The organism is Campylobacter volucris (genome assembly GCF_008245045.1).
GTDB classification, from domain to species: Bacteria; Campylobacterota; Campylobacteria; order Campylobacterales; family Campylobacteraceae; genus Campylobacter_D; species Campylobacter_D volucris.
Genome location: NZ_CP043428.1, coordinates 207,540 through 221,191 on the forward strand (window position 1 = coordinate 207,540; position 13,652 = coordinate 221,191).

Consider the following 13,652-nt stretch of genomic DNA (forward strand, 5'->3'; position numbering starts at 1 on the left):
AGGAAAAAATGATTGAAAGTAAGGAAGAATTTTTAGATTTAGTAAAACAAATTGAACAAAGACTTAATTATAAAAAACCAAAAGCTTTTGGTATAGCAAGACTTGATTTAAGTCAGGTAGATTCTAGCAAAAAACTTCAAGCTTCTTTTGCTTTTGTAAATTATGAGCAAAATTATGCAGCAGCAGCCATTATGTTAGAAGCTTTTTTTAGAAGAGGCGTAGAAGTTGATTTTAATGATAGTGAATTTGTAGCTACGCTAATAAAAGAAGATTTGGATTTTGCATTAGAATGCTTTGCACCATTTTTAGAAGAACAAGGTCATAAAAATATCGATGTAATCAAAGCTGTAAAAGAAAATTTTAAAGAAAATGAATTTGTATTTGTAGCTATGTTTGAAGATCAAGCGCCAAAAACTTTAGAAAATGTGTATTTAAAGCTTTATTTACTCTCAGGCAAAAAAGTACCTTTGAGAAGTTTAAATTTAACAGGAGCTTTTGGGCTTTTACCAAATGTTGCTTGGAGTGATAATAATCCAATCGATTTGGATTTTTTAAGAGAAAATGAAATTATTTTAAAAATGAGTAAAAAATATCCTAAAATTGATTATGTAGATAAATTTCCAAGATTTTTAGCTCATATTATACCTGAGGATAATACTAGAATTTTAGAAAGTTCAAAAGTAAGAATGGGTGCAGCATTAGCTGCTGGAACTACTATAATGCCTGGAGCTGCTTATGTGAATTTTAATGCAGGAACAACTGGAGCTTGTATGGTAGAAGGGCGTATTAGTTCTTCAGCTGTTGTAGGTGAGGGTAGTGATGTAGGAGGTGGTGCTTCTATACTTGGAGTTTTAAGTGGTACAAGTGGAAACGCTATTAGTATAGGTAAAACTTGTCTTTTAGGTGCAAATTCAGTTACTGGAATTCCTTTAGGAGATAATTGTATAGTAGATGCTGGTATAGCCGTTTTAGAAGGAACGAAGTTTGCATTGAAAAATAAAGAAGAATTACAAAAAATTAATCCTGAATTTAAATTTGATAAAGACATATATAAAGGTTTAGAACTAGCTGGTTTAAATGGACTTCATTTTAGACAAGATTCTATTAGTGGAGCAATGATAGTAGCTTTTAATAAAAAGGCTGTAAAACTTAATGAAGATTTGCATTAATTCTTAGCCCTTATGGGTTAAGAATTTTAAAAAATTCATCTAGTTTGTAAATGCAAACGCTAGGATGATGTTTGATACTTCCTATATGCAATAAAATTTCTTCACTATCTTTTTCATAAAGTTTTTGTACAAAATTAAAATTCCACCACTTGTAAGTGTTAAAATTTAAATTATGAGTAGTGTTTATATGAAAATTTATATAAGAATGAGTTTGAAAATTTTGTTTTAAACCAGGTGTTTGAAAGGCATAGACTTCTTGTATTGCTTTAGGAAAAGTTCTTGCAAAAATTTGAGCTAAATATCCGCCTAAAGAATGTCCTATGATTATGAGATTTTCATCAATAGTGTATTTTTGTTTTAAGTTATTGTAAAAATGATGCATAGATTGAATTTGACCTTTAGGTTTTTTGTTAAGCAAAATTAAAAAATCACTATAAAAATCTTTAACATCAAAACATAAAGGATTTAAATCACTTCCTGCAAAAGCTAAAATGTAGTTTTTTCTTTTTTTATCATAAATAAAACTAGCTCTAAAGCCCATTTTAGATTGTGGATGTTTTTCATTGATATGCTCAAGTATTTCATAATTTTTTACAAATTTTAAAGCTAAAAAACATTATTTAAACCACCTACAGGAATTTTTTCATATTTATAAAAAGGATTGGTTAAAGCTTTTAAGATGGCTTTGCGTTTTTAAAAACCTTCTTTTTTCAAATTTTGGTTTAAAAATACATTAGCACAACAAGCTACCAAGCTATAATCATATAATTTTTGTAATAAATCAATATTTTTTTTAAAATGATTTTGCAATGCAAATAAAAGTAGTTTTTCTTGAGAGTTTAATTTGTTTTTTGACTTAAAGAGATGAAGCTTTGTAAGTCAAAAAACATTGTAAAATCCTTACATAGAGCAAGTGTTTTGAATGGTTGAATTTAACATCCAAAGTGTTTTTTCATATTTTGCGATATTTTCTTGAGCAAAAGCTGCTGTAGTAGTATCGCTAGCTTTTTCAGCCACTTCGTTTAATTTTTTAAATTCACCCAAAAGATATTTATAATCTTCTCTTATAAGTTCTAATACTTCTACTGGAGTAAAGCAATCTTTTTGAATTTTTGGTGTTTTAGCTTCACTTAATAACTTATCTGGACACACTATAGCTTTTTCTCCAAGTTGTAAAACCCTTTCTGCACAACTATCAAATAATTCAGCCATTTCTTCGTAAGCTTTTTCAGTGTATTCATGGATTGAAAAAAATTGAAGTCCTTTTACATTCCAATGATAATTATGAAATTTAATCCATAAACTATGAGCATCTGCTTGTAATTGTAATAATTGTTTGCTAACTGACATATTGTCTCCTTTTTTTAGTTTTTTGAATATTATAACACAAAATTCTTAAATAATAATTATTATTAATTAATAATTTTATATTATAAAATATCAATATTCCATTATACTCTTTTTTTAAAAGAATGCAAATTTATTTGCTAAGCATATTTTTTAGTATAAGTTTTCCCACTTCAACTCCGGGTTGATCATAGGTATTGATTCCAAGCATTATTCCACAAGCTGAGGTAAAAAGTTCATAATAATACATCAAATATCCACAATGCCAAGCATCTAATTTTTCTAATTCAATTATATCTACGCTTAAATTTTCAGAGATTAAAGCTTGAGCTGTAGCATCACATTGCGCATTTAAAAGATCGTGTAAATTGATATCGTTGGTAAAATCACAACTTTGTAGGTGATTTAAACTTATATTTGGAATGTTAGGTGATTTTTTACTATCTTTTATTTTTAAAAAGGTAATTGTTTTATCTTTAGGTCCATCCATAATAAGCTGTAAAAAACTATGCTGATCTCTAGCGCCAATAAGAGCAATAGGAGTTAATCCTATGCGTTTAAAGCCTTGTTTTTTGCCTAAACTTTCAGCAATTAATTGTACATACCATTCATTAAAAGCTTTAAAAGCATCTCCATAAGAAAACAATACATTAATATGAGCATTTTTATGAGTACAATAATGATATGCTTTTTGCAAAATATGAGTTTCTTTTTTTTCAAAAAAATCAACAAAACAAGCTCTTGCTCCTTCTAATAGTGCTTTTGTATCATAATTACAAAAAGTTAAAGGAACTATACCAATAGCTGATAAAACACTAAATCTACCACCAACATTTTGAGGAATAAAAAAACATTTTATATTTAACTCATCGCCAAGTTTATGGAGTTTTGAATTTAAGTCTGTAATGAAAACAAAATTTTCACTTAAATTTTTATGCTCTAAATTAAAATAAGCTATGATAAGTTTAAATAAAGAAATAACTTCTATGGTAGTCCCTGATTTACTCGCGATGATAAATAAAGTTTTTTTGATATCAAGTTTTTTCATGATATTGGTAAAAGTATGAGAAGAAGTATTGTCAATGATGAAAAGCTCTTTTTCTTCCTCATGATCAAATAAAAGTTCTTTTAAAGCTTTTACCCCGCAACTTGATCCGCCCATACCAACTAAAACAATACTTTTAATATGCGTTTTATTTTTAATAAATTCTTTACTTTGTGAAATTAATTCAAAACTAGTATTTACAAGATGATAATATCCTATATCCCCACTTTTTAGCTCATCATTCATTCTATTTGCATAAGCGCTAATGTTTTGTAAATCTTGAGTTTTAAAAAATAAAGTATTATTTAACATTGATTTTTCTTATAAAAATAATTCGTTGCTTCTACAAAGCCCTCCACGCTACCACAATCAAATCTTTTTCCTTTAAATTTATACGCTAAGACCATATTGTTTGTAGCTTGTGCTAATAATGCATCAGTAAGTTGAATTTCTCCATTTTTACCCGCTTTTGTATTTTCTAATATGCCAAAAATATCAGGTGTTAAAATATATCTTCCTATGATAGCTAAGTTACTTGGTGCATCTTTAGGATCTGGTTTTTCTATCATAGAATTTACCATGATTAAATCATCTTCAACGCTATTTCCCGCAATTACTCCATAATTTTGCACTTGATCATGCTCTACTTCCATAACAGCAACAACTGAACAGCGATATTTTTCATAAATTTTTACCATTTGAGCCATTACATTAACACCATCTTCATTTACGCATAAATCATCAGCTAAAATCACCCCAAAAGCTTCATCTTGCACTAAAGGTTTTGCTTTTAATACAGCATCACCTAAGCCTTTCATTTCATTTTGTCTTGTAAAAGTAAAAGTGCAACGATTAATTAGTGTTCTAATTTCGCTTAAAAGATATTCTTTTTTAGTACCTGCGATTTGATGTTCAAGTTCGTAAGATATATCAAAATAATCTTCTAAAGCTCTTTTGCCCCTACCCGTTACAAAGCCCATTGTTTCCATACCAGCTTCTAAAGCCTCATCAACTCCATAGTGAATTAAAGGTTTAGTTAAAATCGGCAATAATTCTTTGGGCAAAGTTTTAGTAGCAGGTAAAAATCTAGTTCCATAGCCAGCAGCAGGGAAAATACAAGTTTGAAGCATATAAATTCCTTAAAATTTTATAAGTTGTTTTGATTATAATTTTATTAATAATTATAGCAAATTATAAGGCAAAAATGAAAACAATTGATCAAATTTATCATGCTCAAGTTGATATTAAAAAATCAAATTTTTTAGCTTTTTTGTGTCCGTTTGAAAATTTTAAGATTTTATTAAAAGAATTAAAAAATGATCATCCAAAGGCAGTGCATTTTGTATATGCATATAGATATTTAAATGAATTTAATCAAATAGTTGAAGATAAAAGTGATGATGGTGAACCAAAAGGAAGTTCTGCCATGCCTTGTTTGAATGTTTTAAGGGGAGCTTTGTTGATAAATTGTGCCATTATAGTGGTGAGATATTTTGGCGGGATTAAACTTGGTGTTGGAGGATTAGTAAGAGCTTATAGCGAAGCTACAAATTTAGCTATTTTAAATGCACAACTTATAGAATTTGAATTAAAAAAAGTTACCAATATAAAAATACCTTTTGCATTATATGCTAGATTTGAGCATTTTTTAAATAAAAATAATATTGTTTTTGAAAAAGAATTTACTTATCAAGTTGCGTTAAAAATTTGGCTTAATGAAAAAGAGGAAAAAGAATTTAAAATTTTCATAAAAGAGTATGAATTTAAAGATGTTTTCTAAAGTAAGCCTTTTTGGCTTACTTTGTATTATAAAGAATTTAAAAGATCTTTTACCATATCTTTTGGTTCGTCTTTAGTTGCTGCTTGAGCATTTGCTTGAGAAGGTATTTCGTTGTTTTGACCTCTAAAGCGATAATTGTAAATATTTGACATATTAGAGCTATAAATTCCGCTACTGCTAAATTGATCTTGACCCATAGCTTTTGAAAAAAACTCATCAAAATTAGCATTTTGTCCATCAAGGTTTTCATTTGTTTTTTGATGAAGTAAGGATGTAAAATCCTCGCTAGTACCTTGAGTGCTTTTATAGTTACTATTTTGACTATAACCATATTCTCTAACCGATACATTGTCGTGGTTAACCTGCATGTGTTCTCCTTTTCAAAATATTACAAAGAAAAACAAGCAAAAATCATTCCTTAATCACCATGTGTTGGATGATATTCAGCATCTATTTCATTGTTTTTAATAAATTCTTCTCTTGCTTTTTGACATCTTTCATCTCTTAATTTTCTATAAGCATTTCTACTTTCTAATTCTTTTTCATTTAAGGGACGATCTTCTAAAAAAGAAATATGAAAATATGTATCATCTTTTTTACTAAATTTTTCATAAAATTCTACATAGTCAAAATAATCTTTTTCACTTTGAAAATCAACACTCTCTTCAACATAAATTGTAGGTCCAAATCCTTTATGATTTTGTGTAAAATGTCCAAAACCTGCTGCGTATTTTATTTGAAATGAATTCATTCTAAACCTCCTAAAAATTCATCATAACTTCCTTTAAAATCTGTCAATTTTCCATCTTCTAAAAGCCAAATTCTATTTGCAAAGGCACTGATTAATTCTCTATCGTGACTTATGCAAATTACACAACCTTTAAAATTATACAAAGCTTCACCTAGTGCTATAATGCTTTCTAAATCCAAATGGTTATTTGGTTCATCTAAAAGCAAGAAATTCCCACGCTCTAGCATAAGTTTTGAAAGCATTAAGCGGTGTTTTTCACCCCCACTTAAACTCAAAGCTTTTTTTTCTTGATCACTTCCGCTAAAAAGCATTCTTCCAAGACATTTACGAATTTCATCTAAATCTTTAAATTTTTCACTCATTAGCCACTCATAAAGCTTTAAATCTTCATTGATTAAATTAGTAGTATCTTGGGCAAAATATCCCATTTCTATGGTAGCACCTAGATGTATATGACCATTATCAGGTTCTAATTTTGAAGCAATGATTTTAGCTAAAGTGCTTTTGCCTACACCATTTGCTCCGATTAATGCTATTTTATCTCCTTTTTCAAGTTTTAAATTTAAATTTTCAAACAAAACTTTATCATAAGTTTTACTGATACCTTTTAATTCTAAAACTTCATTTCCTATCTCCCTGTTGGTTCTAAAAACTATGCTAGGATCACGCCTACTTGAGGTTTTAATTTCTTCTAGTTCAAGTTTTTCTAAAGCTTTGGCCCTGCTTGTAGCTTGTTTAGCCTTTGATGCGTTTGCACTAAAACGGCGTATGAAATTTTCTAGCTCTTCTCTTTCTTTTAGAGTTTTATCGCGTTTGAGTTCAGCTTGTTTAGCAAGCAAGGTTGAGGCCATATACCAATCATCATAATTTCCTGCAAAATCGCGTATTTGTTTAAAATCAACATCTAAAATTCTTGTGCAAACTTTATTTAAAAAATGCCTATCGTGGCTGATTACTACTAAGGTTCCTTCATGTCTTAAAAGTTCATTTTCAAGCCAAGAAATTGCTTCTAAATCAAGGTTATTTGTAGGCTCATCTAAAAATAAAATATCCGCACCTAAAAATAAAACTTGAGCTAGTAATACCTTAAATTTGTCAGCACTTTGCAAGGTACTCATTAAGGCGTTAAAATCTTTGATATTTAAAGAGCTTAAAATTTTTTCACATCTAAGCTCACAATCATAGTTTGGATCCTCTTCTGCTGTGATAATTTCAAGTTCGCTTAATCTATCATTGATTTCATCGGTAAATTCTTCGCTCATATAAAGTTTTTCTTTTTCTTTTAGTGCATCGTATAATCTTTTATTTGCACACATTACCGCATCTTTTATAGTGTAATTTTCAAAGGCAAATTGATCTTGACCTAAAACAGCGATTTTTAAATTTGGATCTATACAAATTTCTCCACTACTTGATTCTATTTGGCCTGAGAGAATTTTTAAAAAGGTTGATTTTCCTGCGCCGTTTGCTCCTATAAGTCCATATCTTTCACCACGATTTAATTTTAAATTTACATCTTCAAATAAAAGTTGATTTGCAAAACGCATCGTAAGATTTTTAACTTCTACCATTAATATCCTTGCAATATTTTTGCTATAATTTTAACAAAAAAAGGTTTATTGTTTTGGATTTTTCTTATTTGCTATTAAAAACTCTTCCAAGTGTTACTTTAGTATTAAATATTTTAGCTTTATTTTTAGCTTATTTTTTCAAGCAAAATAAAATTTTTTTCTTGCTTTTGTTGATTTTATGTGCTAGGGCTTTATCTTTGGTAGCTAGTGAATACCAAGCACATTTGTTTATTTCTATATTTTTACCATTTTCTTTTGTGCTTTTTGTCTTTTTACAAGATAGCAAACTTGTATTTGAAAAGATAAATTTGGTTAAAATTGCTTATATAGCTTTTATGATTTTGCTTGCTTTTTTACTTAGTACAAATACAAATTTTAACGCAAATATAGCAAGTGAAATTTTCAATTTTCCTTCGTATTTTTTTAAACCTATTAGCGAGCTTAGTTTTTGCGTTTTTTGGGTAGGATTTTTGTTTTTATTGTTTTCTTATTTGAAAAACAATGATTTTCATTTTTTACTAGCTTATATGGGCTTAAGTGTGCAGTTTTTGTTTTATAATAATATTGATTTAGGATATTATGAATTTGCTTCTTTGGTTTTTATAGTATTTTTAGCTTACAAAGCCTATAAAATAGCTTTTTTTGACACTCTTACAAATTTACCTAATTTAAAAGCGTTAAGAAGATATTCTCAAGGACTTGAAAATTTTCATTTAGCAGTGATTGAACTTAAAAATCTTAATGAAATTTATCATCAAAATGGCATTTTTGCGCAAGAATATATTTTGCATTCTTTTGCAAAAATTTTAAAAAAAGCACTACATGCTAGAATTTTTAAAGATGATAAGGATTATTTTATCATCGTGTTTGAAAATGAAAATGTAGCTTTTATACAAAGTAAATTACAAATGCTTGAAAATTTTGTGCAAAAATATGATTTTGAATTCAAAGAACAACGCGTTAAATTAGAAATCAAACTTTGTTTATCCAATGAAAATGATAATATAGAAAATTCTATCAAACAAGCCAAATTAGAATTAAAAAAACAAAAATAAAAGGAAATAAAATGTTAGATTTAATTTTTAGAGAATACGACATCAGAGGGCTTTTTCCAAGTGAATTAAATGAAAAAAGTGTTAAGGCTATAGGCTATGTTTTAGGTTTAGTTATGAAAGAGAAAAATTGCAAAAAAGTTAGCATAGGATATGATGCAAGATATAGTGCCAATGAACTTTTTAATTATTTAGTAAGTGGATTAAACAAGGCCAATTTGCAAATTTTTGACATAGGTTTGGCGCCAACTCCTGTTGGGTATTTTAGTTTGTTTTTTGATGAGATTTTTGATGCAAATATTATGATAACAGGTTCTCATAATCCTAAAGAATATAATGGTTTTAAAATTACCATACAAAAACAAAGTTTTTTTGGAGAGAATTTAAAAGCTCTTTCTAAGAAAGTGCAAGAATATTTAAATTTAACAATAGAAGATAATTTTACATGCGAAAAATATGATGTAAAAAATTTGTATATAGATTTTTTGGCTAAGCAATTTGATCATTTGAAAAACTATAAAGAAAAAATCATCATAGATTGTGCTAATGGAGCTACTGGTGTGATTATAAAGCCTTTAGTAGAAAAATTAGGTTTAAATGCGCAAATTTTGTTTGAAAATCCAGATGGAAATTTCCCAAATCACGCTCCTGATCCAACAGAAATTGAAAATTTACACGCACTACAAAATGCTTTAAAAGAAGATGAAAATGCCAAGATGGGCTTTGCTTTTGATGGAGATGGAGATCGTTTGGTAGTAGCTAGTAAAGATTATGTGTTTAAAGGAGATGAACTTTGTTATTTATTTGCTAAAAATATTGACAATCCTAGGGTTTTGGGCGAGGTTAAATGCTCTAAAAATCTTTTTGATGAGGTAGCTAAATTTGGTTTTATTATGATGGGTAAAACAGGACATTCTAACATCAAAGCAATGATGAAAGAGTATAATATTGACCTAGCAGCAGAACTTAGTGGGCATATTTTCTTTAAAGATAGATATTTTGGTTATGATGATGGAATTTATGCATTTTTAAGAACCTTAGAACTTTTAGCTAAAAATTATGATTTCCAAACAATGCTTAATCAATTACCAAAATTATATTCTAGTGAAGAAATAAAACTAAAAGTAAGTGAAGAAAACAAATTTAAAATCATAGAAAAATTTAAAGAAAAAGTAAAAGCCAATGCCTTTGAAAATGTGCTTGAGTGCAATGAAATTGATGGAATAAGAATTATTTTTAAAGATGGATGGGTGCTTTTGCGTGCTTCAAATACAAGTCCATATCTTATCATGCGAAGTGAAGCTACGACTTTAGAATTTAAAGATTTTTTAGAAACAAAGGCAAAAGAATTATTTTATGAAATTTTGAATTTAGAATAATATTAATTAAATAAATATTTAAAAATTTTTTTATATAAAAATTCATATAATACAATTTTATTATTTAAACTAATAGATAATAAAATATTATTATTAAAAGAATTTTTTATGATAAAGTGGTCAAACGAATATAGTGTTGATAATGAAACTATAGATAAGCAACATAAGAATTTATTTGAGATTGCACAAAAAGCTTATTTTATGGTAGATCGCCATGTAAGTGTATCTGATATAAAACTTGTTTTAATTGAGCTTTTTGAGTATATAAAAATTCATTTTAAATATGAAGAAGAATATATGGAAGCAATAGGCTATCCAGATTTAACTCAGCATAAAAAAATTCATAAAGAAATCACTTCTTCTTTGATTGATTTGGTTAAAAATATAAAAACAATTAATGATTTAAAAGAAAAATTAAATATTATTATTGAAAAATGGCTTGTAGAGCATATTTTGACAGAAGATATGAAATATCATCGATACGAAGAACAAAATCGAAGTTATCAGCTAGAAATAGACAATACAAGTAAAAAAGATTCTAATCAGCATATTATTTATGTTTGTGATTGTAAAAATCATAAAATTCCTTATGATGTGCATTTAACAATATGTAATGGAAAAAAATATATTTGCAAAATATGTAAAAAAGAATTGGTAGAGTTATAGGATGGATACATTTCCTATATGGAGTGATAAATTTAGCATAGATGAACCCAATATAGATTTACAACATCAAACTCTTTTTGACCTAGCAAATAAAGCAGCTAAACTACTAAATAGACATATATATAAAATAGAAATTAAAGAATTGCTAACTGAATTTTTTGATTATATGAAAATACATTTTAAAGATGAAGAAGATTACATGTCTTCTATAAATTATCCATATTTACTAGAACACAAAGCTATGCATAAAAAAATTATTAAAGAAATGAGTGTTTTGTTAAATGAATGTAATACCACTAATGATTTAAAAGAAAGATTATATGAAATAGTTTCGATATGGTTATTAGAGCATATTGTAGAACATGATATGATGATAAATATATGGAAAAAAAGTAATTTAAAAATAGAAGAAAAGAAAAATATTGTTGAAGAAAAAATATTTGATTATGTGTGTGGATGTGAAAATTTCACTCATAAAGTAGATTATGGAATACATATTAAAATTAAATATCTTAATGCATTATATAAATGTAAAAAATGCTTTAAAGAACTTGTTTATGCAGCTCAAGATAATAATGAAGAATTAAAATGAATCCAACGCTTGGTTTAATTCTTTTAAACTAATATCTTTTAAAAAGCAAAATGCTCTTAGTAATTTTGGAATTTTCATTTTTCTGCAATTTTCTCTAAATTCTTTTGGAATTTTTTCACACTTAATAAAAGGAAAAATTAAAGCTTTATCATACATATAAACTATGGCTATTTTATGAGAAATTACTCCATCGTGTTTTAAAGCTTCTTGGCGTTGTTTGGTGCTTAAAAGTATTCCTAAATGTTTAAAGCATTTAGCAATGATATTTTCTTGTTTTAAACATATGTAAATTCCATGAAAGATTTTAAAATTATCATCAAAAAACGATAAATCATTTTGCAAGTATTTAAAACTATTTTTTATACCTTTTTCAAATTTAAGCAAAAATTCATTTGCATAATTAATTCTTATATGATTTCTAAAATATTTCTCATTATCATTGCTTTCATCGTGAAAATATTTGATTTTTTTATCATCTAAAAATTTTAAAATTTCTTTTTTTGAAGTTTCTATTAAAGGTCTAACTATAGTAAAATTTTTCCTTTTTTCAATATCCTTAAAACCTAAAAGCTCAAAAAGTCCAGCACCTTTGCTAAATTGCATTAAAAACCACTCAAATTTATCATTTAAATTATGCGCTAAAATCAAATTTTTATATCCATATTTAAAACAAATTTCATCAAAAAATTCATAACGCACAACTCTTGCATTTGCTTCAAAATTTTTTTCTATTTTAGGTGCTATTTTTATATAAATTTTTTTATTATATTTTTTTGCCAATTCTTTAGCACTTTGCTCTTCTATATCACTACTTAAACGAGTTTTATAATTTATCAAAGCAAGATTAAATTCTATATTTTGCTCTAAAAGCATAAAAAACAAAGCACTAGAATCACTTCCATGAGAAAAAGCTAATAAATTTTTTTCATTTTTTAATAAATTTAAATATTTATCATCTATAAACATTTTAATTCACAAACTAATTATTTATCAACCTTTTTCAAAGTCTTAGCAATAAGCTTTTTATCTACACTTTCAAGCACTTCACACTCATAAAGTTCACCCATTATCAAATCACCACATTCACTTTCATTTATGAGAATTTCTCCATCTATATTTCTATCCCAGCAAATATCCTTAGCTGCTATAAAAAATTCCCCTTCGCTACTTTGACCTTCGCAAAATGCATTAATTTTTTTACCTATTTGTTTATTTAAACTTTGCTCTATAGCTTCATCTACTATTTTTTCTATAACTTTTAATCTAGAATTTATAATCTTACTTGGAACTTGCTCCATATCAAAAGCAACAGTATCTTCTTCTTTAGAATAAGCAAAAACGCTAATCCTATCAAATTTAAATTCTTTTAAAAACTCACAAAGTTCGTTAAAATCTTCATTACTCTCGCCTGGATGGCCAACTATAAAACCTGTTCTTAAAAAAGAATCTTTTGCATTTTTCATTAAATTTAAAAGCTCTAAAAGCCTCTTTTTATCACTTCCTCTTTTCATAATTTTAAGCATTTTATCGCTTATATGCTGTAAAGGCATATCAAAATAATTTACAAAAATTTTAGAATTTATAATCTTTTCTATCAAAGCTTTAGTGGTACTAGTTGGATAAAGATATAAAATTCTAGCCGCTTTTATACCTTTGACATTTTCAATAGCATCTATAAGTTTTATAAGTCCATCTTTAATACCAAGATCAAGCATATAAGAACTACTATCTTGAGCGATGAAAGAAAAATCTTTATAACCTTTATCAACAAGAGTTTTAACTTCATTTACTATGCTTTCTAAGGATCTAGATTTTAATTTACCTTTAAAGGTTGGTATAGCACAAAATGAGCATTTTTGATTACAGCCTTCAGATATTTTTATAAATGCATGATAATTTGATCCTGTTATGACACGCTTTGTGTTTGCATCTTGCAAATAAGTAGAATTTGAAAAAACATTAGTTTTTTTAAGTATCATTTCATCTATTTTTTCATAATCACCCACACCACTAAACAAATCTACTTCAGGCAATTCTTTCATCAATTCTTCTTTATAACGCTGCATTAAACAGCCAGTTACAACCAATAAAGAATCTTTTTTTCTTTGCTCATGTAAATTTAAAATAGCTTCTATGCTTTCTTTTTTAGCACTTTCTATAAAACCACAAGTATTTACTATCAAAACATCAGCAATGCTTGGCTCATCACAAATTTCATAATTGCTTAATCTCCCAAGCATTATCTCGCTATCTACTAAATTTTTATTACACCCTAAAGACATTAAAAAAAGTTTTGGCAT

15 protein-coding genes are annotated in these 13,652 nt (G+C 27.2%); 6 read left to right on the forward strand and 9 right to left on the reverse strand.

Annotated elements, in window-relative coordinates; genetic code table 11:
* Positions 1–8: 8 nt before the first annotated feature.
* Positions 9–1,169 (forward strand): 2,3,4,5-tetrahydropyridine-2-carboxylate N-succinyltransferase, encoded by a 1,161-nt coding sequence (locus tag CVOLT_RS01210; RefSeq protein ID WP_039665086.1) that lies wholly within the window; start codon positions 9–11, stop codon positions 1,167–1,169.
* Between the two features lie 10 nt (positions 1,170–1,179).
* On the opposite strand, the gene CVOLT_RS01215 is transcribed toward CVOLT_RS01210, so the two are convergent.
* From CVOLT_RS01215 to galU, 4 genes are all read right to left on the reverse strand, one after another.
* Positions 1,180–1,749, reverse strand: coding sequence for an Mbeg1-like protein (locus CVOLT_RS01215; protein WP_069106936.1), 570 nt, complete (start codon positions 1,747–1,749; stop codon positions 1,180–1,182).
* Between the two features lie 320 nt (positions 1,750–2,069).
* The gene (locus CVOLT_RS01220) at positions 2,070–2,519 is read right to left on the reverse strand and encodes a Dps family protein (protein ID WP_039665087.1); all 450 of its coding nucleotides are present in this window, start codon (positions 2,517–2,519) and stop codon (positions 2,070–2,072) included.
* A 130-nt stretch (positions 2,520–2,649) separates the two neighbouring features.
* Positions 2,650–3,873, reverse strand: a complete 1,224-nt coding sequence (locus CVOLT_RS01225; protein ID WP_039665088.1) for a glucose-6-phosphate isomerase — start codon at positions 3,871–3,873, stop codon at positions 2,650–2,652.
* Positions 3,867–4,691 carry a UTP--glucose-1-phosphate uridylyltransferase GalU gene (gene galU / locus CVOLT_RS01230; protein WP_039665089.1) on the reverse strand — a complete coding sequence of 275 codons (825 nt, stop codon included), beginning with the start codon at positions 4,689–4,691 and terminating at the stop codon, positions 3,867–3,869. Before galU ends, CVOLT_RS01225 begins: the two co-directional genes overlap by 7 nt.
* A 74-nt stretch (positions 4,692–4,765) precedes the next feature.
* Between galU and CVOLT_RS01235 the strand changes: the two genes are divergently transcribed.
* On the forward strand, positions 4,766–5,341 hold the full coding sequence (locus CVOLT_RS01235) for an IMPACT family protein (protein ID WP_039665090.1): 576 nt from the start codon (positions 4,766–4,768) through the stop codon (positions 5,339–5,341).
* A 26-nt stretch (positions 5,342–5,367) separates the two neighbouring features.
* On the opposite strand, the gene CVOLT_RS01240 is transcribed toward CVOLT_RS01235, so the two are convergent.
* Genes CVOLT_RS01240 through CVOLT_RS01250 form a run of 3 tightly spaced genes read right to left on the reverse strand, consistent with a single transcriptional unit; the run spans position 5,368 to position 7,663 of the window.
* A complete protein-coding gene (locus tag CVOLT_RS01240) occupies positions 5,368–5,709 on the reverse strand; it encodes a hypothetical protein (RefSeq protein WP_039665091.1) in 342 nt (113 codons plus the stop codon).
* A 50-nt stretch (positions 5,710–5,759) separates the two neighbouring features.
* Positions 5,760–6,092, reverse strand: coding sequence for a hypothetical protein (locus CVOLT_RS01245; RefSeq protein WP_039665092.1), 333 nt, complete (start codon positions 6,090–6,092; stop codon positions 5,760–5,762).
* Positions 6,089–7,663: an ABC-F family ATP-binding cassette domain-containing protein gene (locus CVOLT_RS01250; protein WP_039665093.1), complete on the reverse strand. Its 1,575-nt coding sequence runs from the start codon at positions 7,661–7,663 to the stop codon at positions 6,089–6,091. Before CVOLT_RS01250 ends, CVOLT_RS01245 begins: the two co-directional genes overlap by 4 nt.
* A gap of 53 nt (positions 7,664–7,716) precedes the next feature.
* Between CVOLT_RS01250 and CVOLT_RS01255 the strand changes: the two genes are divergently transcribed.
* From CVOLT_RS01255 to CVOLT_RS01270, 4 genes are all read left to right on the forward strand, one after another.
* Positions 7,717–8,718, forward strand: coding sequence for a nucleotidyl cyclase domain-containing protein (locus CVOLT_RS01255; protein ID WP_039665094.1), 1,002 nt, complete (start codon positions 7,717–7,719; stop codon positions 8,716–8,718).
* Positions 8,719–8,729: 11 nt separating this feature from the next.
* Complete coding sequence (locus CVOLT_RS01260; RefSeq protein WP_039665095.1) at positions 8,730–10,094, forward strand: phosphomannomutase/phosphoglucomutase; 1,365 nt, start codon at positions 8,730–8,732, stop codon at positions 10,092–10,094.
* Between the two features lie 108 nt (positions 10,095–10,202).
* A complete protein-coding gene (locus CVOLT_RS01265) occupies positions 10,203–10,760 on the forward strand; it encodes a bacteriohemerythrin (RefSeq protein WP_039665096.1) in 558 nt (185 codons plus the stop codon).
* 1 nt (position 10,761) lies between these two features.
* Positions 10,762–11,352 (forward strand): bacteriohemerythrin, encoded by a 591-nt coding sequence (locus CVOLT_RS01270; RefSeq protein WP_039665097.1) that lies wholly within the window; start codon positions 10,762–10,764, stop codon positions 11,350–11,352.
* On the opposite strand, the gene tilS is transcribed toward CVOLT_RS01270, so the two are convergent.
* Complete coding sequence (gene tilS / locus CVOLT_RS01275; protein WP_039665098.1) at positions 11,344–12,318, reverse strand: tRNA lysidine(34) synthetase TilS; 975 nt, start codon at positions 12,316–12,318, stop codon at positions 11,344–11,346. The two genes, CVOLT_RS01270 and tilS, sit on opposite strands and share 9 nt — an antisense overlap.
* 17 nt (positions 12,319–12,335) lie before the next feature.
* Complete coding sequence (rimO, locus tag CVOLT_RS01280) at positions 12,336–13,652, reverse strand: 30S ribosomal protein S12 methylthiotransferase RimO (RefSeq protein WP_039665099.1); 1,317 nt, start codon at positions 13,650–13,652, stop codon at positions 12,336–12,338.